Source organism: Desulfofustis glycolicus DSM 9705, assembly GCF_900130015.1.
Classification (GTDB): domain Bacteria; phylum Desulfobacterota; class Desulfobulbia; order Desulfobulbales; family Desulfocapsaceae; genus Desulfofustis; species Desulfofustis glycolicus.
Genome location: NZ_FQXS01000009.1, coordinates 146,268 through 166,691, shown reverse-complemented (window position 1 = coordinate 166,691; position 20,424 = coordinate 146,268). Strand labels below are relative to the sequence as shown.

The following is a 20,424-nucleotide window of genomic DNA, read 5'->3' as shown; positions in this document are numbered from 1 at the left end:
ATGCCGTTGTCAGACAGTTTCAAGGAACGACTATACCCACTTGCGCCGGCGCTTGCCGATCACTTCGGGACGCCGTTTCATATCTACGACGAGGCCGGCATCAGTCAGACCTGCCGGGAAATTAACGAGGCCTTTGCCGGCATCGACGGTTTTCGCGAATATTACGCCGTCAAGGCCCTGCCCAATCCGGCCATCCTGGCAATCACCCGGGACGCCGGTTTCGGTTTCGACTGCAGTTCCATCCCGGAGCTGCTGCTGGCTCGGCAGGTCGGTGGTCGGGGTGACGACCTGATGTTCACCTCTAACAACACGAGCCCCGAGGAATTCGAGATGGCCGCCGCCGACGGCGGCAGTATCCTCAACCTCGACGATATCACCCTGCTCGACAAAGTGGTGAATCTGCCTGAAACGATTTGCTTCCGCTACAATCCCGGTCCGGAACGGGCCGGCAATGCGATTATCGGCAACCCGGTAGAAGCCAAGTACGGAGTCAGCCGCGAGCAGATCGTCGACGCCTATCGCCTGGCCCGGCAACGCGGCGCCAAACGCTTCGGCCTGCACACGATGCTCGCCTCCAACGAACTGGATTATCGCTACATGGTGGCCACCGCCGACATGCTGCTGGCGCTGGCCGAGACGATCCAGCGGCAGCTCGGCATCACCTTCGCTTTCATCAATATCGGCGGCGGCCTCGGCATTCCGTACCGACCGGACCAGAACGCCCTCGACCTGCCCGTCATGGCACGGGAGATCACGGCTCTGTTTCAGGGATTTCGCGACCGGACCGGATTCATGCCGGCCCTCTATATGGAGAGCGGCCGCTACGTGACCGGACCGCACGGCGCCCTGGTCACCAGGGCCATCAACCGCAAGGAGATCTATCGCACCTACGTCGGCGTCGACGCCTCCATGTCGGCACTGATGCGTCCGGGCATGTACGACGCCTATCATCACATCGAGGTGATTGGCAAGACGGGCACCGGCCCGACCGAAACAGTGGACGTAGTCGGTTCATTGTGCGAGAACAATGATAAGTTCGCGGTCCAGCGGCAGCTGCCGCAGATCGCCGACGGCGATCTGCTGGTCATCCACGACACCGGGGCGCACGGGCATGCGATGGGTTTCAACTACAACGGCAAGCTGCGACCGCAGGAACTGCTGCTCGGCAGCGACAAGACAACCCGGCTGATCCGCCGGGCCGAAACGGTGGACGACTATTTCGCCACCCTGCGCTTTGCCGAGAACGTCTTCCGCCCCTAAAGGCGCAGGGCACCGGTAGAGGTGGCTACCACCGCCTCACGGCAGCGGTAGCCACCGCCTGCTACATCCGCTGCAGCAGTCCGCGGGCCCGCTCACGGGTCATCAACCGCTGCCAGTCAGGGCCCAGGCAATTCTCCCAGAGCGGGGCGAGGCCGAGAGCCACCGTGACCATACGCTCCATCTCGTCATCGCTGAGGCCGACGGTAACCTGGCGGGGCAGCGCGATATCGTGACGAGCCATCATCTGTCGAAATTCGGCAACGCCGTCGGGGTAGAATTCGTCGAGCTGATCAAAAGCGATGCAGCAGCCGATGCCGTGATGGATACCGAGAATGAAGGAGAGCCCATAGGACAGGGCGTGACAAGCGCCGACCTGGGAATAGGCGATGCTCATGCCGCCGAAATAGGAGGCCATCATCAACTTGTCGTCTTTGTCGGGATGATCCTCGAGAAATACCTGCCGACACAGATCGATGGACTTTTCCCCGTAGGACTTGCTGAACTCGTTGATATAGGTACCCTGCAGCGATTCGACATCATGGATATAGCAATCCATACCGGTATAGAACCACTGGTCCTTCGGCACCCCGGCGAGCAGCTCCGGGTCGAGGACGATCTGGTCGAAGAGGGTGAAGTCGGAATTGATGCCGAGTTTCTTCTGCGGACCGGTGAGCACGGTGGTCCTCGATATCTCCGCCCCGGTACCCGACAAAGTCGGAATGCCGACCTTGTAGACGGCTGGCGTCTTGATCAAATCCCACCCCTGGTAGTCGGCCGCCGAGCCCGGGTTGGTCAGCAGCAAGGCCACCGCCTTGGCGATATCGAGCGTGGCTCCGCCACCGATGCCGACAATACCGTCCGGCAATCGGGGAAGCATCTCCCTGATTTGCGCGACCAGGGCGTCGATGTATGACGTTTTCGGTTCGTCGTTAACGTTGACGTGCAGGATGGCGTCATCGCCGCGTAGCGGGATGCGCCCTTCCAGCGGGCGGCCACGATGCACGTCATCGAGGATGAAAACCATCGAACCGCCGTCCGAGCGGCGCTCGGCCAGGATATCATCGACTTGAGCAAAACACCCCCGGCCGAAAATTATCCGGGGAACAATGGCAAAATTACGATACATATGATTACGACTCCGGTTGAATTCAGCGGTGTAGGAGTACCGTGTGCCAGTGGCACCGGTCACTCCTTCTGCTCAGTCTGCTTAGCAGATGGCCGGAGAAATCTCAAGGTATTTGCCCAACACGTTGCGCTTTGCAGGATCACAAACGGGCAACGACAGTCACCGGCAATCGATATTCAACCGGCCGGCAAATAGTAGCAGGAGCTATACGACCATGTCGCTTCTTGATGAACATTCCGTTTTTACCTCGCTCAACCAGCAGGGACCGCTCGCCGTCAGTGACGCTATCGATATCAGCCGTCCGTTTCGCCGGGAAAACCGCGCCTGGGTAAGCCGTATCTCCGCCCATGAAATTACCGTCACCAAATACCGGGCGCTGCGCAGCCAGATCTTCGAGTTTCTCAACGTCCACTCCTTCAGGCAGATCGACGCCCTGCTCGACGACCAGTCGGCCCGCAGCGAGTGCAGCAACCGGGCCTGTCTGCTGCTCAGCAATATGTTCGGTATCCGCGGGACACCGGAAGAGATCCGGACACGAGTCAGCGAGTACGCCCGAACCGCCGACGCGGTCATCAATTCCTTGAAGAGCAAGATCTTCGCCCCGTATGCGTCACACGTCGCCATCACCAACGAGGTAGAGATCACCGCCGACCCGGTTGATCTGCTGCTGATGGCCTTCGATGACCGTTACCACAAGAAGGCCCGTTTCGAGGCGCAGCGCAAGCTGTCGCTGATGAGCCTGGCCGGCAGCATCGACCAGCGCGAGCGCGAAACCGACATTGAAGAGAATTTCTCACTTTTTCTCGATTTTCTCAACAGATACGTCTGGAGCACCTCGCTCAAGATCGGCGAGCACGACATCGTCTATCTGCTCTCCCACCACCGCGACCCGGATTTTTCTTGTGACGAGGTCAGCGTCATCCGCCGGGAAGACGTTGCCGCCGTGATGCCGGAAGCGGGACGCAAGCTCACCCTGCTGAAGCGGCGCCGTTTTACCGCAGCCGGCCGGGACATACCGATCTATGTGTCGATTCGCAAAAAGCCGCCGGAGGCAAAAGTACTCAAATTGCTTCGGAAAAACGAGAAGAATCCGGCCGTCGCCGTCGACGACGAACTCGGCCTGATGGCCGTGCTCGACTCCGCCGCCGACGTCAAGATCTTCCAGAAACATCTGACCCGTAGCGCCACCCGGGCTGATTCCTTCATGATCCTCGAGGACATCACCGATTCCCTGACCGGCGGCCGGCACAAGGCGACCGCCAAAGGCTCGAGCAGCAAGACCCCGATGCTCAAGTTTTTTGCCCGTCTCGGCGGCATGCGGGTCGAATTTATCATTCATACCAATCGCTCATGGGTCAATTATCTCTACCAGCGTGACGTCGCCCACGACGAATATGAAGTCAAGCGAATCTTCGACTCCGGGGTAGCCGACCTGCTCTTCCCACCGGCCATCTATTTTCTCGACCACCATCGGGTTCGCGCGGCGATGATTAGTTTCTTTCGCCGACACATCGAAGAAACCTGGCGCTGAAGCAACACGACAGCGGTGGCTGAGGAATCGAACGCCTGACCATTTTTTGCTGGCGCTTGCTCTTTTTTACCAGTATTGTTGGCCAATTGTCGACAACCGCGAAGTTCGTAACCGCGTTTCTTCAACCGTGAGCTATTATGGTGCCATGCTCTCGCCGCCATTGCCGACCCCTGAACTGGCCGGTCCTCATCGGAGCGTTGTTGCTCTCGCTATTTCCGATATTGCTCGAATCGCTCTCGGCAGCGGACCGTCACGACGGCGGTTATAACGCCGCCGTCAACCCGGCGAACGCCCTCTCCTTTATCGGGCCGGCATCGTCGAGCCGTGTCGAGAGACAGCCGGGCCTCAGCAAGCCTCACCCCCCGGGTCTTGTCGTGCTGGGCGTCCTGGGCGGCATCGCCGCTCTCGTTTTTTACCTGTTGCGACTCAACCGTAAACTCAAGCAGCAGATCAGCGAGCGCAACCGCACCGAAGAGGCCTTGCGGCAAAGCCAGCTCACCGTCTCCGCCAACAACCGGCAACTCGAACAATTGGCGCTGGCCGCCGCGGCTGCCCTGGCCATCAAGGACCTGGAAGTCATCGGCAAAACCGTCAGCCGCGCTATCGCTCAACATTCCGACTATCAGCGGGTCATTATCTCCCTGTTCAAAGATGACTACCCGTTTCGCGACATTATCGGTTTCGCCGGCATCGACGAGGAGATCATCGTTCGGCTGCGCCATGTGGAGTTGCCCAAATCCTGGTATGACCGGGTCTTCGAACACGGCATCAGATTCGGGCAGTTCAGCTATTACATCCCGCACACCATGAAGCACATCCTCAACCAGGAAGCCACCATTTACGGCAACGGGGACGCACCGCCGGGGCTCAACCGCTGGCACCCCGACGACAACCTCTTTGTCCGAATGAACGACGACCAGGGCAATTTTATCGGCGTCATCTCGGTGGACAACGCCAAATCGGGCCGGCGGCCGAGTGATGAAACGGTCCGGCCATTGGAGATATTCAGCAGCCTGATCGCCCAGCTCATTGTTCTCAGGCGGGAACAAAACCGGCGTACCCATCTCGAGGAGCAATTACGGCACGCCCAGAAGATGGAGGCCATCGGCAACCTGACCGGCGGTATCGCTCACGATTTCAATAACATCCTCGGCGTGATCATCGGCCATACCGAACTGGCTCTATTAAACCGGACCTGCAGCGACCACTGCCGCAGACACTTCGAGGAAATCACCACCGCCGCAATCCGGGCCAGAGACATCGTCCGGCAGCTGCTCAGCTTCAACCGGACATCGCTGCCGCAGGCAAAGCCGATCGTCCTGCAGCCGATCGTCGAAGATGCCCTGACCATTCTCCGCTCGACAATCCCGGCGACCGTCGACATCCGCTGCGATCTCGCCGCCGAAGATGCAATCATCTTCGCCGATGCGACCCAGATGTACCAGGTCGTCATCAATCTCTGCACCAACAGCGCCCAGGCCATGGCTGACGGCGGCGTGCTGAGCGTCACCGTGGATCATGTCGCCGCCGCGGAAACGATGGTTGGTACTGACCTTCACCCGTCTTCGGGACTCTTCGTCAGGCTCGTTGTCGACGATACCGGCAGCGGCATCGCCCAGGAGGTTCTCCCGCACATCTTCGATCCCTATTTCACCACCAAAGACATCGGCAAGGGAACCGGCATCGGACTGGCAGTTGTCCAGGGAATCGTCGCCAGTCATAACGGCCATTTGTTCGTCAGCAGCGAAGTGAAGGTCGGGACCCGCTTCACTATCCTGCTTCCCGCCTTCGATCAGGGGCAGCCGGAACAGATCGGCGACGAGGCGAGTCCCGACCAGGCAAGCGGTTCCGGCCGGATCCTCTTTGTCGACGACGAACCGTCGCTGCCGGCGGTGGCCAAGCAGATCCTCGAGCGATTCGGCTACCAGGTCGAAACCTGCACGGATTCGGTCCGGGCCCTGACCTCCTGCCAACAACAGCCGGGCTACTACGACCTGGTAATCACCGACTTTACGATGCCGGGTATGACCGGTGACGTGCTGGCCGGCAAGTTACTGGCCAACGCCCCCGATCTGCCGATCATTCTCTGCAGCGGCTTCACCGAACGGATCGACGAGCACCAGGCGCGAGCCATTGGCATCAGGGCCTTTCTGAAAAAACCGATCGCGATGCGCACCCTGCTCGGTACGGTGCGCGAGGTGCTCGGCGACGCTCGACACCCGGCCGACACCGATCACGGCTCACCATAACGGCCGGTATAGTCGAGCAGTTGCCTGTCGATGAGGCCGTTGGTCGCGACGATTCCCCGCGCCGGAAAAGCATTGCCGCCATAAAAGTCGGTGACGGTGCCGCCGGCCTCGGTAACGAGCAATATGCCGGCGGCGATATCGTAAAGATTGAGATTGAGTTCCCAGAACCCATCGAGTTTGCCGGCCGCCACATAGGCGAGATCGAGCGCCGCCGAACCGCAGCGGCGGATATCGCGAATGGCGGGCAGCAGTTCGACCAGGTAGACCAGGTTGTTGTGCTGCAGACCGGAGCGCAGACAGGCAAAGCCGGTGGCCAGCACGGCCTCGTCGAACCGGGCACAGGACGTAACCTTGAGCCGCTCATCATTTAGGAAGGCGCCACCGCCGCGCTCTGCAAGAAAGAGCTGCTCCAGGGCCGGGGCATAGATGCCGGCGGCGACCATCTCGGTGCCCCGGCGCAGCCCGATGCTGACGGCATAGAAGGGTTGCTTGTAGCAAAAAGACGTGGTCCCGTCGATCGGGTCGATGATCCAGCAATACTCGCTGCCGGAGAGACGTTCACCCTCTTCCTCGCCGATGATATCGTGGTCCGGAAACCGCTCGCCGATTCGCTCGACCAGATAGCGCTCGACCGCCTGGTCAAACCGGGTGACCAGATCCTTCCGACTCTCTTTAAAATCGACTTCGTCGATCGACAGACTGCGCTGGCCGCGGCGACAGATATCGCCGGCGACGCGGATATGCTCCCTGATGAAATCAAGCATCTGTGCTCCTCTCTTATCTGCTGATTATTATATACAAAACCGAACAATTTCATGGGTCGTTGTGACTCCCAGTCATGGGGGGATATGAAAATCAATTCCCCGGGGCTGGCCGGTTCTACCGGAGGCGGCATCGTGAAGGCCCGGCGGGCTGGAGAATCAGGCCCGTAGGGCTGCGGACAGGACGTCCGCAGCCGGCGGTCAGGCCATGGATGGCCTGTCTGCCGGCCTCGGAAGCCAGCCGATCAGGCCGCAGCGCAGCCGCCGAAGGTAGGACCGGTCAGCCCTTCCGACCACGCCGCCGATTTTCTTTATAGTTCGCGGAGGACTGGTTGAAACCTGTCGCGCCCTGAGTCATTGGGCCAACAAGCGCTCCGCCAGCCCGCTGCAACGAACGGTCGGCCGGTCGATCGCCGCCGTCAGCGCCTCGTCGTCGGCCAGTAGAATCACCCGCTTTCTGGCCCTGGTGACCGCCGTATAAAGCAGCTCCCGACTGAGAATCCGGTTGGGCGCCTCAGGCAGGACGATGACGACCTGATCGAATTCCGAGCCCTGGCTCTTATGGACGGTCATTGCCCAGGCCGTCTCCAAGGCAGGCAATTGCACCGGCAGCAATGAGCGCGGCAGCTCCCCGCGCCGCTCGAACCAGACCGCCGCCTCCCCGCCGCGCTGCGGGTCGGGCAGGCACAGGCCGATATCTCCGTTGTAAAGCCCCAGCGCATAATCGTTGCGGGTGATGATCACCGGCCGCCCGGGGTACCACCCGTGCCCTGCCGGGATCATGCCGCTGCCGGCCAGAAGGCGCTCGATCCGCTCGTTGAAACCGGCCGCGCCGCGTGGACCGTGGCGCAGGGCGCACAAAACGCGAAAACGGGCAAACAGGGCAAACAACTCCGGGTAGGCGGCAATGGACGTGGCTGTGGCAACGGCGGTCAGGTAACGGCCATACGCCGTTTCCAGCAACAGCTGCCAGTTTTCGTCACCGCGGCTCACCGGCGATTCGGGCCGATCGATCAATTCCACGGCCTGCGCCGCCGCCCCGTCGTTGACGGCCGCGGCAAAATCGGCAAGCCGTCGCTGAAAACGGTAGCTCCGCTGCAGCGCCACCACCCGTTGCGGCAGCGAGCGGACACAATCGCCGAGCACCGCGCCCGACTCGACGGAGCTCAGCTGGTCCTTGTCACCGAGCAGGATCAGCCGCGACCCGTCACGGAGCGCTTCGACCAATTTACACATCAGGGCCAGATCGACCATCGACGCCTCGTCGACAATCACCACGTCCCAGGGTAACGGGTTATCCCCGGTATGAACGAAGCGTGTCGCGTGGCGGCGCACGCCGAGCAGCCGGTGCACGGTCTGGGCCCGGTCGGGAAAGGCCTCTTTCAGTTCCTTGGATAGCGGCAGTCCGGGGAGATGCTGCTGCAGGGACTCTTGCAGGCGAACCGCCGCCTTGCCGGTCGGGGCGGCCAGCGTGATCTTCAGCGAGGCGCCGCAGCAGACGAGCAGCAGACCGACGATTCGGGCCACCGTTGTCGTCTTGCCGGTGCCCGGCCCCCCGGTAATGATGGTCAGTCGGCCGGACAGCGCCATTCTGGCCGCCTCTCGCTGCAGATCCGGTTGTGCGTCCGTTGCCGGAAACCACTCGTCAAGCAGGAGCGCCGGTTGCTCGGCGGCTGCGGATCGCTCGGCGAGGATCTGGAGGATGTCGGCCAGCCGCTTCTCGTAGTGATAAAACCGATGCAGGTAGAGACGGGCACCCGAGAGGACCAGCGGGGCCGGTGCGCCGCTGGAGACGATGCGAGAGGCGGCCAGCACGGCGCGATCCTCCTCAGCCACCGCAATACAGCTGTGCCCGCCGCGCACCGCAGTGAGCAGTGTCGCAACAAGAGCAGCAAAACGCACCCGCTGCGGCTGCGCAAGACCGCAACGCTCGGTCAGAAAAGTCGTCAGAACCGGTTCCAGCAGTGATTGCTCCGTGTCTCTCATCGGTTTCCCCCGGCAAAACAACGCTCCAATCGTACGACCCGGTCACCGTCGGGAACCGTAAAATAGACCGAGTCCCCCGGGCTGTCCGGATGCATGCCCCTCAAGAACGGATAGAAAACCCCGCCGAAATGTCTCTCATAGCGGTAATCGGGCAGCCAGCGGCGCAGTGAGCGATGCAGGACGACGGTGTAGAGCCAGTATTGCAGGCCGTAATGGTGAGACCGCATGGCCGCCAGCAACGATTCGGGACCATAGGCGTCATCGCCGCCGAGTTGGTTGGTCTTGTAGTCAATCAGGTAATAGCGGCCGTCATGACGGCAGAGCAAATCGATAAAGCCGGTCAGATAGCCGCCGATATCGCGGTGCGACAGTGGTGAACAGGCGGGATCGACGGTCAGCAGCTCGTTGATCTGTTGAGTTGAGCCGGACGCCAGCGACAGCGTAAAGGCCATCTCCTTGACCAGCCACCGGCCATCGAGATCGGCCAGTGAAAAGTTCGGGGCTCGCTCCCGGCCCGGCAGCAACGGGGTGGTCACGCAACGACGCAGCAACTCCCGAAGTGCCGGAATCGCGACGGCAAGACCGAAACTGCGGCACCGATCGGCCAGCAGCCGCTCATCGATGTCATCCCCGGCCAGTTCACCAAAATCGTACTCCTCGAGAATCTCGTGGACCACGCTGCCGAACCTGGCCCCGCTCGGCAGCGGGGTCTCCGCCTCGTCGCCGGATGTGGCGGTGCCCTCGTCGAAAGCGGCCACTGCCCGCTCCGCAGTATGTCGGCCGCCGAGCATGGCCAGGGCGGAAAAACTGGTCCTGGTGCGGACCGGTTGCAGCGAACGCACCCCTCTGGGCCGCGGACCGGCCAGCGACCCACCGATGGCGTGCGGTCGATACGATACCGGCGGCAGCGCCTCGATCAGTCGATAGCCGCACGACTCCCGGCTGCCGAGATTTTGCAATCGTGCGACCTGATCGGCATAATCGGCGGCCATGCCGGCAAACAAAAGCTGTCCGAGCGGCGAGGTAAAGGAGGACGGACGCTGTCCATGCCCGGCGATATCGGCCCAGAGCAGGTAGCAGCGCAGCGTCGCCCGGGTGATTGCCACATAGGCGAGGCGCAGGTTTTCTTCACGCTCTTCGTCAAGCTCGCGCTCACGGTGGGCGGCGAAGTGCTCCGAGCCAAGGTCACAGACCCGGCGGCCCGTCTCGTCATGGGCGAAGACCACCGACAAATCGCGATGCTGGTAACTCGGCGTCAGCAGAGACGGACAGAACACCACAGCAAATTCAAGACCTTTGGCACTGTGCATGGTGACAACCTGCAGTGCTCGACCGTCATCGGCCAAGCGCACCAGGGCATCCTCGACGACCTCGTTGCCTTCAGCCGCCCGCTGCAGCCAGGAGACGGTCTGATCACAGCTGAGATGACCGCGCCGCTGGTGCTGCTGAATCAACTCGGCCAGATGCTGGATATTGGTCAAGCGTCGCCTGGCGTCGGGCCGATGCGCAAGGGCGAGGTGGATCTGTTCATCGCGCAGCAGGCCCGTAAACATTGGCAGAAAGCCCTGCTCCCGCCACCTGGTGAGATAGAGGTGGAACCGCTGCTGGATTACCGACAGCGCCGCATCATCAGCACCGATTCGGTAGTGCTGGGCGCCGTCGAGACCAAACCAGTCGCAGCTCAGGGCGGTTTTCAACAGGTCGCGGTCGGTCGGACGGACGATGGCCGGCAACACCTGCAGCAACGACTCGCATTCGGACGTCTGGAAAACCGAGTGGCGGCCGGTTACCACCGCCGGGATCCCGAGACGTCGAAAGCGTTGCTGGTAGACAGCGGCCTCACCATTGCTCCTGACCAGCACGGCAATATCTTCCGGGTGCAGCGTTCGTCCCTTGCCACCGTCGCCGGCGACCTCGGCCAGGCACCGGGGACCGCCGTCGCCGAGCAGTCGAGCAACCTCACCAACCACCCAGGCGCCGATCGCCTCGCCGGCGGTCTCGCTCGACCAGTGCTTGTCGTTTAGTGCCGGACCAAGTTGACAATAGATCAGGCCCGCCTCGTCTCCTCCCGATTCGACCAGCCGGCCCTGGTCGGCGGTCTTCGCCGGCTGCACGGGCCGGTACAGCTGTCCGGCTATCGGCACATCGTGTAACAGCCGATTGACCGCCGTCATCAGGCCGGGGTGGGCACGGTAATTGTATTGCAGGGTCAGGCGTCGATCGGCCTGTTGCCTGGCCCGAAAATATGAGTAGATATCGGCGCCGCGAAACCGGTAAATGGCCTGTTTCGGATCGCCGATCAGGTACAGGTAGTGCTTTCCGGTACCGAACAACCGGGAAAAGATCGACCATTGGCCGCTGTCGGTGTCCTGGAATTCATCGATCAAGGCCATCCGATACCGGGCACCGACTTGGTTACAGAGCGATGCGCCGGAAGGTTTGGACACGGCCTCGGCCAGACCGGTGATCAGATCATCGAAGCCGATCAAGCCGCGGTGGCGAACTCCCACACTCAGCCCGGAGCGCAGGAAGTGGGCCAGTTCGACTCGCAGCGCGCAGAGCAGCCCCGCCACCGCGGCCAGATAGGTATCGACGATACCGCCGGACAGCGGCGCCGTTGCGAGAATTTCGTTTTTCCGCTCCTGGCTGCGCAGTCGTTTACCGCTCAGTGATGCCAGCAGAGCGGCCTCGGTCATCCAGGCAACCGTCTCGGCCGTCGGCGCCAGGTCCTGCTCCAGACTGCCAACCAGCTCATCAGCCAGCCGGGGCAGGTCATCTGCGGCAGCAGCCAGCAGATAACCCCCGCGCCGCATCTCGACCAGCCAGTCGAGCAGCCCCCGGCCGCCGGCCGACCACCAGGTGCGCAGCGATGCCAGGCTCAGATCAATCTCGGAGCAGGCGTCATGAATCGATAACGGGGGCGGTAACACGTCGCAGAGCAGGTTTTCGGCACCGGCGATGCTTCGATAGAGCTGAGCCGGGCCGGCAAACGACGAACAGACCAACCGGGCGTAACGGGGTGCGAGGGGATACAGCCGGGTCCGCCAGAAGTCCTCAACCAGCCGGTCCCGAATCGCCGTTACGTCGGCGGTGACCTCGAGGTCGAACAACTGGCCGCTCTCCAAGGCCTGCTCCTGCAAAACAGTCTGGCAAAAGGCATGAATGGTCTGGATCGGCGCCCGATCGATGTCGAGCAGGGCCAGGTCCAACCGCTGCCGAACCCGGCCGTCCGGGCCGGCAGCCGCCAGCCAGTCAGCCAGCCGATCGTCCCCGCCGGCGTGTTTCCGCTGCTTAGTCGCATCCTCGGCCACCTGCTGCCGCGCCTCGAGCAGGCGCGCCCGGACCCGCTCCCGCAACTCGTCGGTGGCAGCGCTGGTATAGGTCACCACCTGGATCTCGTCGATCTTCAGTCCCAACTCGACGACGGCTCGCAGCACGAGCATCACGATGGAAAAGGTCTTACCGGTACCGGCACTGGCCTCGATCAGATTGATTCCCGGGAGGATTGGAGACCAAAAGGGATCGAAGTTATCTGGTCCACTCATCGCACGTGCTCCTCGCTGTCTGCCAGGATTGCATCCCAGAGCGGCACCATGAGATTCTCGCAGCAGGCAACGAAGTCGTCGCCAAGCACGTCTTCACTCGGCGTATCCCGAAAAAAGAAGCGATAGGCCGGCTCAAAACCCTGGCGCATGTCCTGTCGGAAGGTCTCGCGGGCCTTCTCGAGTGGGTCTTTGCGACCGCGACCACGGTTACTGACGACCTGACGGGCGTAGGCCAAGGCGGGCTCAAGCAGTAGACTGGATGGCACGCGACAGCCGCTGACATACAACTCGAGCAGGCCGGCAAGATCGTCCGGCCCGCCGCGCCACGCTCCGATCGTCAGCCGCGCATTGCGGCAGAGGATTCTGGTGGTCACCGGCTCCGCCAGCACCTGCGCGGCGACCAGGTGATAGAGCCAGGCGCCGAGAATGTCCCGGCCCCGCAGGTTGGCGTACCGGTAAAACAGCAGACCGTCGCCGCAGCGATTGGTCAGCTCGCCGGCCAGAACGCGCGCCCCTATCGTCAATTCTACCGGCACTGACGGCTGGGCTACAGCGCCCCCGGCAGCCGCGATCTCGTCGGCGAAGGGGCGAATCTCGTCGAGCCGCCGGGTAAACGCCAGCTCGCCCGGCGTCCCAAGCGGCCAGGCCTGCCGGTCTTGCAAGATGCGAAGGACGATCTCCGGCGGCTGCTTGCGCAGCAGCGCGTCGACGACGACGTGATCGGCCTGGTAACGATCCAGCCCGGTCAACTCGAACGGCTCGTGTTCGTCCGGCAGGGTCTGCAGCGCATCGAACCTGATGCCGAGCACGGAGCGGGCCAAATATCGTTGTGGTGCCCTGAAAAACCGGGCCAGTTCAGCCAGTTCGAGTCGCTGCGGCAATTCGACCGGTAACGGCTCGGTCAGCCATGGCGAACCTGCCCGATCGCCGCTTTCCTCCAGCGTTGCCGCCAGCCGGTACTGTTCGTCGTCATAACTGAACAGATCGCATTCGTCGGTGAAATAGCTCCGGTCGTAGGCGTGCAGCGGGTGGGCTCGGACCAGATCGGCGACGCCATAGCTGTGCTGCAGGACGTCGAGCAGTTCGGCCAGCACCACCGACGGCGGAACTGGCTTGTTGGTCCGGACTGACTGGCCGACATAGCTCAGGTAGAGAACCTCTCGGGCGGCCAGGATCGCCTCGAGAAACTGGTAACGATCATCTTCCCGGCGCACACGGTCGCCCTTTCGATAATCGTTTGTCATCAGATCAAACGAAATACGCTGGTCGGTTCGAGGGAAATCACCGTCGTTGAGACCGATCAGACAGATGATTTTAAAGGGCACCGACCGCATCGGCAACATCGAGCAGAAGGTCAGTCGGCCACTGATGAAACCGGCTGACGACCGACCGTCGGCCATGGCCTCCAGCCACTGCCGGACCACCGTCCCGACCACCGGCTGGTCGTGATGCGGCGCATATCGCTGCTCAAGCGCATCGATCAGCTGAAGCAGTTCAAGCAGGTCCGGCTGATCGGTGTCGACAAACAACTCGTCGCACCAGCCGCGCAAACGTTGTGCCCAACTCGCCAACGGCAACTCGGATTGAAAAACGTGCCGTCCTCTTTCGACCAGATCGACAAAACGGCAGAGGCCGCCAAGCAGCTCGGCCTGGCTCCCCTCGATATCACTATAGGGCAGGATACCGTCCACCGGCTCCTCGCCGGCGACGGTGACCCCCATCAGCAATCGTTCAAGTCCGGTCCGCCAGGCTGCCGGGGTAAACGGGTAAAGTCCGTCGTCCCGTCGCTGCTCGGCGGACAGCCCCCAGCGAATACCGCAGTCGACGACCCAGAAACGCAGCAGGTCGAGATCGCCGGCCGTCAGAAAAAAACGCGGATACACCTCGGGCCGCTCCAGCACGCCGAGCAACTCGCTCCAGCCGTAGTGCCCTCCAAACAACTGCAGGAACTGCAGAAATCCGTCGATAACGCGGTTTTCCCGGCGGATCCGACCGTCGCTGACATCATGGGCTAGATCGCCATAGACCGCCGGGATCAAATGGGCGTAGTCATCAATATCAGGAGCCATGACGACGATATCGTGCAGCTGCAGGTCGGGATCCCCATAGAGCCGGGACAACAGGAAATCTTTGAGAACGACGATCTCGCGCCAGCGCGAATGACAGGAGACGACCTGCAGTGAACCATCTTCAGCCACTTTGGGACAGTCGCCGGAAAGCGGCGCCTCGCGGCCATCGAGCAGGTCCGACTGGAGCCGGTGCAGCACTCCCCCACCGGCCGCCGGATCGACAAAATCATCGTCGTGATCCTGGTATCCTTCGACCATATCGAGCAGCAGTTCCTGGAAATGGGCACCCTGTCGGCCGAAACCGGCGAGCAGTGGATGATAGGTGGCGCCGCCAAACCCGCCGTCTCCCTCCGTCCCGATAAACTCCCCACCCCCATGCAGCACCCTGCTTCGCCGCGACTCGATATCACCCCAATACTGCCGGCACGGCGACAGCAGGAAAAAATGGACGTCTATCCGCCCGGCCAAGGCCTCGAGGACGCCGAGAAAAAGCGGCGGCAACGTATGCATACCGAAGACGAAGACCCGAGTCGGGCCGGCACCGTTCAGTTCACCGTCTCGGACTGTTTGCGCCAGGTTCAGCATGGTCTCGCCGCGGTGTTGTGCTGCCGGGTCGTCGCGGCGCAACACAGTCCAGAGCCGGCGCTGCCAGGCCTCCACGCTGCCGCCGAAGACCGACTCGCCGCGCTCCCAGGCGGCGAGCAGATCGGGGCGCATGATCTGATACTGATCGAACACGGCGGCTAGCCGGACCGCGAGCTGATACCGCTTCAACGGTACTCCGTCATCGTCGAGATAAACCCGAAGCGGGATCAGCGACTCGTCGTCGAGATCCCGGAGCAGCCGCTCCAGTCGCCAGACCAGCAAATCCCGGTCAAAACTCTGGTGCTCGGCCGGGCAGTCCCAGCGTCTGCACAGCTCATCGAAAAACTGGACCGGCAGCAGGAAACGACCATGGCACCAAACGCCGAAGGAGTCGGCCAGGGCATGGCAGAGCAGTCGTTCCATGCCTCGGTTCTGGACGAGGAACAACTCAGGCTGAAATAGTGACGGCGGGTCATGCTCGGCAATCACCGCAGCGAGGCGGTCGGCAAGACGCTCGGTTCGGTTGGACGTATAGAGATAGAACATGCCTCGCCGCCTCCGGTCTCACCCCTGCTGCAGATCGACTCCGGCGTATTCCCAGATGGCCAGGACCAGGCCGGCGATGATACCGATCGCAAAAAAGAGGCGAAATTTACGATCCCATGGTACCTTGCCACCATCTCCCATATACTGCAGTACGGAAACAATCAGATAGGTCAGCCCGGCAACGAAGGGGGCGGTCTGCAGGATCTGCCAGCCTGTCGCGGTCAGCGTCGTGGCAAAGCTCTCGCCGATGCGCAGATTGAACAACAGATAGAGCAGGGCTGACAGGGTAAAACGAACCTTTTCTTTAATATTGCGCATATGAACTCTCTAAAGACCTTTATTTTCCCGGATACCGATCCTTTCCGCGAAACCCGTTACCCGCTGCTGCTGCTCTGCGCGCCGCTGGTCTACCTGCAGCCGGTCGAAGCTAATCCCGACCGTCCGGGCGATGCAAACGAGCCTGATCTTTTCACGGAACGCGGACTCTGTCAAGCACATACTCCCGCCCCGCTCGGCGCGGACCGAGACCGCTTTCAACGCCTGATCAACGACATCAGAGAGCGCCGCGACGATTATGCGGCTCAACTCTCGGCCCTGACCGTGGCCTCCCTGTCGGCGCCGCCGGCCGAACGCAGCGAAGAAGCTCGTCATCAGATCGTATCCTCGCTGCTCGGCCAACACGGGCTGGCGGACGACATCGCCGCCAAAACCGCCACGCTGGAGCGTTGGCAGGCAAGGCTCGTGCTGGCCATTGCCGAAATGCTGGAAAAAGAGGAAGAAGCTCTGCGCGCCGATCTGGAACTGCTCAGCGAGCGGGAGATGGACATGTTGCGCTCCCTGCAGGGAGAAGACGGACCGGAGGAAGACAACCCGCTGGCCGAACTGGAAAAAATCAGAACCCGGCTGGCGACGCCGCGGCCCGGATCGTTCACCGCCCGGTTCAAGGCTTGGCTGAAACTGATGCGGGCCGCAGAACCGCCGCAGACCGAACTGTGGCTCGCCTCGTCGATGGATGCGGCCGACCAGGTTTTCGAAGCGCTTGACGAGGACCGATCGCCAGGCGCCGTCCCGGTTCTGACGCTGTCACTGCCGCAAGCGATAGCCGCCAGTCCCCGTTATGTCATAGAACAGATCGAGCAGTTCCACCACCAGGCAGCCGAGGTGCTTGCCGCAATAGCCACTGATCTGGCCTCGATCAGAGAGCGTGATTATCCGGCCGTGGCGCAACCGGAAGATCTGCTGCCCACCACGGGCGGCTCGGTCGAACGCTGGTCGGCTCTGCTTGATCAGCATTTCCCGGCCTCCTCGCATGGCAGATCGTCACTGACCTTCTACCTGCTTCCCGGCCACTCGATTCCGTCCCTGTTGTCGCTGGCCGGTGCATCGCCGGATGAGGAGCGCCACCCGCACCACGGCCTGCTGGCCGTACTGCACGACTGAGGGCAGGCCAAACAGACACCGGGCCGTGAAGCCGATAACCGGGCCGAAGTCTTCGTCACTCCGGTTTATGGGCAACACCAGAGAGAGGTGGACTCGTTTTTACAGATAAGGCGCGACGTCGTCCCGCCGAGCAACCGGAACGACGATGTCTCGCCGCCGGCGGCCCCGCTACCGCCGAAACCGACGGCGACGGCGGCATAGCCGCCTTTTTCCGCTTCACTGAGAATCGTGCCGGCCACGCTGAGCCCCCAGACCGCTCGCCGTTCGATCCGCTCGTTCTCGATACCGTGACGGTGCAGGATGCCGACCGCCCGATCGAACACCGCCTCGTCGCCACTGCCGAGTACAGAGGTCACCTGCAATAACGTAACCGGCTGATGAACCTGGCCGGCCAGGATATAGCCGACATGGTCGACGGCACGATAGGCGTGCTCGGAGCCGTCCAGGCAAACGAGCACACCGCGCCGCTGCGGGTCGATCCGGGGACAGATCCAGAGCGGCAGCGTGCAGGTATTATCCCTGATGAGCGCCTGGGCGATCTCATCGGCCGGCCGCTCGACCAGCCACTGCAGTGTATAGGAGGCACGGTGGCCAAGAACGATGGCGTCGTAGAGTCCGCGACTCCCCTCGGCGAGAATATCGCGCACTTTGCCACCGCGCTCGGCCACCGTCTTGGTGATCATCTGATCAACGTGCATCCTCCTGTCCTGCAAGAGCCGAGTTGCCTGGTCGAGTGAATTCCTGGCGCCGATGCTGACGTACCCCTCGATCCCATCACTCGGCCCATCCCACATCTTGAGCAGCTCCGCCTTCATATCCGGTGCGTCAAGGCGGCAGATGTGGAACAGGGTTACCTGGCACTGAGCCATTGCCTGGAAAAAAAGGCAGAGAAACTGGACTCCGAACAGGTTGTCGACATCGTTACTGATGGTGACCAGAAAATGTTTGGCCATGATGAACTGATACCTCCGCTCTCTATCAGGCCCCGGCGGACTGAGCCGCGTCTTCGATGCCTTTGCTGAAATCGGTAACGACAGTAGTTGCCCTGGTCGCCAATTCCCGGTCGAGCATCAACAGGGCATGGGGATTATCGCCTATCAGCTGCAACTGAGCGATGATATCGTTGTCGTTCTCTTCCTCTTCGACCTGCTCGATAATGTACCACTCGAGAAAAATCTGCGTGGCATGATCTTTCTTGCTGATGGCAAGCTCCATCAACTCGTTGATCGATTTGGTGATGTATTGCTCGTGGGCCAGCGTCTTGGTAAACATTTCCAGGGGCGACTCGAATTCGGCCGGCGGCTGAGAAACAGCCTGCAACACGACATCCTCGCCCTGGCGTTGCACGTATTCGTAGAGTTTCATCGCGTGATACATCTCTTCGTGATACTGCACCATAAACCAGTTGGCAAAGCCCTTCAGACCGACCTTCGCAGAGTGCGCGGACATGGCCATGTAGAGATAGGCTGAGTACATTTCGCGGTTGATCTGCTCGTTGAGGGCCTGGGTCATTTTCTTATGTAACATGGGGCGAACTCCTCTCGGTTGATAATTGAACATCATGCTGCCGGGTTGATGGCTTCTCTCGTTGACGGGATCGCAAAGATCTGAAAGCGAGCGGAAAATAGAAATCAGCGGGGCCGACATGAGCGGAGGACAGACATGAGTGGAGGACAGATATTAGCGGGGACAGATATTAGCGGAGGACAGGTTGAAACCTGTCCCGCCGTTGGTTGAGTTCTGTCCCGCCGTCGATTGAGCCCCGTGCCGCTCTTGGTTGAGATCTATTCCACCGGTTATCGAGATTTATTGCGATACCAGGAAATAAGGTAGGAAGCTCGGAGGGAAAGTCAAGCCGAGCGCCGCAGGCACCGCTCCGGTTGGAACGACGCCTGCGGTCCGCACAGCCCGTTACGGTTCGACGTTGCAGCAGGTATAGGGATTGATTGTGGTTACCGGACAAAAAGCCGCCCGAACCACCTTGTCGGCGACACTGCCGAACATGATTTTTTCCAAACCCTTGTAGCCATGGGTACCCATAATGATCAGATCGGCTTTGACCTCGGTGGCGTAATCAACGATCTGCTCGGCAACATCACCGAGCAGGACTTCGTGGTGCAACTCTTTGACCCCAAGATCCTCGGCATTGGGTCGCATTTCCTCAACGAAGCCGGCCATTCGTTCCTTGGCCCCAGTCATCAGTTCGTCCTCCAGGTTCGGCACGTGCATCTGCGGCACGAAAAATCCTGAATAATCTTCAAAATTCTGCACAATGAAGACAAGATAGAGGGCCGCTCCGAACTTGCCGGCCATGAACGCTGCCGAATCGGCAATGAGCCGGGAGTTATCGGAAAAATCGATGGGCGTGACAATTTTCTCAATTGAGCGAATCTGTTTCATGGTTGGTATCCCTCTTTGTAGTGCTTATCCGACATGTTACGGTTAGGTCCTGCTTCTCTTCCCTGCTGTAAATAATGTTCTCATATCGACCGGGTTGTTGCAAGTGATAACAGCAAGATCTGCAGTGGCAGAATCACAATCCGACAACCGGGTCTTTCTCACCCCAGTGAACACCGATCGTACCGAACATGAAACGGCGATAGCCGACGTTGGCGAAACCCGCCTGGCGAAACAGCGCCGCCAACACTTCCGCCTCGTAAAAGTCCATGGTCGAACCGGTCAGATAGGCATACGCCGCCTTGTCCCGAGCAATGCAGCGGCCGAGAGCGGGAACGACGACCTGCAGATAGAAACGAATAAACGGCCAGAGCGGCCCTTTGCGCGGTGGCGTCGTATCGAGACAGACGACCCTGCCGCCGGCCACCAGCACCCGCCGCACCTCTCTCAGCACGTGCAGCGCGTCATCGACATTGCGCAGCAGATAACCAAAGGTGACCGCCTCAAAGCTCTGCTCGCGAAACGGCAGCTGATTCGCGTCGCATGCCTGCCAGCAGATTGGCAGCTCCTGAAAGCGGTGCCGTGCCCGGGCCAGCATGTTCAGGGAAAAGTCGGCGGCCAGCACCCGGGCCTGCGGCGCGACCCGGCAAAACAGCGCGGCGATATCACCGGTGCCGCAGGCCAGATCGAGAACCGCTCCGCGACCGGGATCTCCGGCCCGCTGGACGACAAAACGCCGCCACCGCTGGTCCTGACCAAGCGTCATCAACCGGTTCATCAGGTCGTAACGGCCGGCAATGGCATCGAACATCGCCTGCACGCCTTCTGCTTTACCCATCAATTCTCCCTTTCTCCAGATACTGCAGTTGTATTTTTAGGGAACCTTGAAAATTGTCAATTCGCCCAATCTCATCGTTGCGCAATCAAAT

14 protein-coding genes are annotated in these 20,424 nt (G+C 61.2%); 4 read left to right on the top strand and 10 right to left on the bottom strand.

The window, feature by feature from the left end; translation table 11 throughout:
• Entirely contained in the window at nt 1-1,260 is a 1,260-nt protein-coding gene (locus tag BUC26_RS09655) for a diaminopimelate decarboxylase (RefSeq protein WP_073375569.1), read from the top strand.
• 61 nt (nt 1,261-1,321) lie between these two features.
• On the opposite strand, the gene BUC26_RS09650 is transcribed toward BUC26_RS09655, so the two are convergent.
• A complete protein-coding gene (locus BUC26_RS09650; RefSeq protein ID WP_073375567.1) occupies nt 1,322-2,386 on the bottom strand; it encodes an iron-containing alcohol dehydrogenase family protein in 1,065 nt (354 codons plus the stop codon).
• A gap of 214 nt (nt 2,387-2,600) precedes the next feature.
• Here BUC26_RS09650 and BUC26_RS09645 point away from each other — a divergent pair, with 214 nt between their 5' ends.
• The gene (locus BUC26_RS09645) at nt 2,601-3,917 is read left to right on the top strand and encodes a hypothetical protein (RefSeq protein WP_073375565.1); all 1,317 of its coding nucleotides are present in this window, start codon (nt 2,601-2,603) and stop codon (nt 3,915-3,917) included.
• 200 nt (nt 3,918-4,117) lie between these two features.
• Nucleotides 4,118-6,166, top strand: a complete 2,049-nt coding sequence (locus BUC26_RS09640; RefSeq protein ID WP_161949831.1) for a hybrid sensor histidine kinase/response regulator — start codon at nt 4,118-4,120, stop codon at nt 6,164-6,166.
• Here BUC26_RS09640 and BUC26_RS09635 read toward each other — a convergent pair.
• The 5 genes from BUC26_RS09635 to BUC26_RS09615 form a co-directional block, all read right to left on the bottom strand.
• Complete coding sequence (locus BUC26_RS09635) at nt 6,151-6,930, bottom strand: inositol monophosphatase family protein (RefSeq protein WP_073375561.1); 780 nt, start codon at nt 6,928-6,930, stop codon at nt 6,151-6,153. The genes BUC26_RS09640 and BUC26_RS09635 overlap by 16 nt on opposite strands.
• A 351-nt stretch (nt 6,931-7,281) precedes the next feature.
• Nucleotides 7,282-8,913, bottom strand: a complete 1,632-nt coding sequence (gene recD, locus BUC26_RS09630) for an exodeoxyribonuclease V subunit alpha (protein ID WP_073375559.1) — start codon at nt 8,911-8,913, stop codon at nt 7,282-7,284.
• Nucleotides 8,910-12,458, bottom strand: coding sequence for an exodeoxyribonuclease V subunit beta (gene recB, locus BUC26_RS09625; protein ID WP_073375557.1), 3,549 nt, complete (start codon nt 12,456-12,458; stop codon nt 8,910-8,912). The genes recD and recB overlap by 4 nt, the downstream gene beginning before the upstream one ends.
• Nucleotides 12,455-15,658 (bottom strand): exodeoxyribonuclease V subunit gamma, encoded by a 3,204-nt coding sequence (gene recC / locus BUC26_RS09620; protein ID WP_073375555.1) that lies wholly within the window; start codon nt 15,656-15,658, stop codon nt 12,455-12,457. The genes recB and recC overlap by 4 nt, the downstream gene beginning before the upstream one ends.
• An 18-nt stretch (nt 15,659-15,676) precedes the next feature.
• Nucleotides 15,677-15,976: a hypothetical protein gene (locus BUC26_RS09615; RefSeq protein WP_073375553.1), complete on the bottom strand. Its 300-nt coding sequence runs from the start codon at nt 15,974-15,976 to the stop codon at nt 15,677-15,679.
• Here BUC26_RS09615 and BUC26_RS09610 point away from each other — a divergent pair, their 5' ends adjacent.
• Nucleotides 15,977-17,098 carry a hypothetical protein gene (locus tag BUC26_RS09610; RefSeq protein WP_073375551.1) on the top strand — a complete coding sequence of 374 codons (1,122 nt, stop codon included), beginning with the start codon at nt 15,977-15,979 and terminating at the stop codon, nt 17,096-17,098.
• A 65-nt stretch (nt 17,099-17,163) separates the two neighbouring features.
• On the opposite strand, the gene BUC26_RS09605 is transcribed toward BUC26_RS09610, so the two are convergent.
• The 4 genes from BUC26_RS09605 to ubiE form a co-directional block, all read right to left on the bottom strand.
• Nucleotides 17,164-18,051, bottom strand: a complete 888-nt coding sequence (locus BUC26_RS09605) for a universal stress protein (RefSeq protein ID WP_073375549.1) — start codon at nt 18,049-18,051, stop codon at nt 17,164-17,166.
• A 25-nt stretch (nt 18,052-18,076) separates the two neighbouring features.
• Complete coding sequence (locus tag BUC26_RS09600) at nt 18,077-18,625, bottom strand: ferritin (protein WP_073375547.1); 549 nt, start codon at nt 18,623-18,625, stop codon at nt 18,077-18,079.
• 384 nt (nt 18,626-19,009) lie between these two features.
• Complete coding sequence (locus BUC26_RS09595) at nt 19,010-19,498, bottom strand: universal stress protein (RefSeq protein ID WP_084540576.1); 489 nt, start codon at nt 19,496-19,498, stop codon at nt 19,010-19,012.
• A 133-nt stretch (nt 19,499-19,631) separates the two neighbouring features.
• Complete coding sequence (ubiE, locus tag BUC26_RS09590; RefSeq protein WP_073375545.1) at nt 19,632-20,333, bottom strand: bifunctional demethylmenaquinone methyltransferase/2-methoxy-6-polyprenyl-1,4-benzoquinol methylase UbiE; 702 nt, start codon at nt 20,331-20,333, stop codon at nt 19,632-19,634.
• Nucleotides 20,334-20,424: the final 91 nt, after the last annotated feature.

Coding starts and splice junctions, on each gene's coding strand:
- BUC26_RS09615 (WP_073375553.1), bottom strand. CDS start 15,976: ATGCGCAATATTAAAGAAAAGGTTCGTTTTACCCTGTCAGCCCTGCTC.
- BUC26_RS09600 (WP_073375547.1), bottom strand. CDS start 18,625: ATGTTACATAAGAAAATGACCCAGGCCCTCAACGAGCAGATCAACCGC.
- BUC26_RS09655 (WP_073375569.1), top strand. CDS start 1: ATGCCGTTGTCAGACAGTTTCAAGGAACGACTATACCCACTTGCGCCG.
- BUC26_RS09595 (WP_084540576.1), bottom strand. CDS start 19,498: ATGAAACAGATTCGCTCAATTGAGAAAATTGTCACGCCCATCGATTTT.
- recD (WP_073375559.1), bottom strand. CDS start 8,913: ATGAGAGACACGGAGCAATCACTGCTGGAACCGGTTCTGACGACTTTT.
- BUC26_RS09635 (WP_073375561.1), bottom strand. CDS start 6,930: ATGCTTGATTTCATCAGGGAGCATATCCGCGTCGCCGGCGATATCTGT.
- recB (WP_073375557.1), bottom strand. CDS start 12,458: ATGAGTGGACCAGATAACTTCGATCCCTTTTGGTCTCCAATCCTCCCG.
- BUC26_RS09610 (WP_073375551.1), top strand. CDS start 15,977: ATGAACTCTCTAAAGACCTTTATTTTCCCGGATACCGATCCTTTCCGC.
- recC (WP_073375555.1), bottom strand. CDS start 15,658: ATGTTCTATCTCTATACGTCCAACCGAACCGAGCGTCTTGCCGACCGC.
- ubiE (WP_073375545.1), bottom strand. CDS start 20,333: ATGGGTAAAGCAGAAGGCGTGCAGGCGATGTTCGATGCCATTGCCGGC.
- BUC26_RS09650 (WP_073375567.1), bottom strand. CDS start 2,386: ATGTATCGTAATTTTGCCATTGTTCCCCGGATAATTTTCGGCCGGGGG.
- BUC26_RS09605 (WP_073375549.1), bottom strand. CDS start 18,051: ATGGCCAAACATTTTCTGGTCACCATCAGTAACGATGTCGACAACCTG.
- BUC26_RS09645 (WP_073375565.1), top strand. CDS start 2,601: ATGTCGCTTCTTGATGAACATTCCGTTTTTACCTCGCTCAACCAGCAG.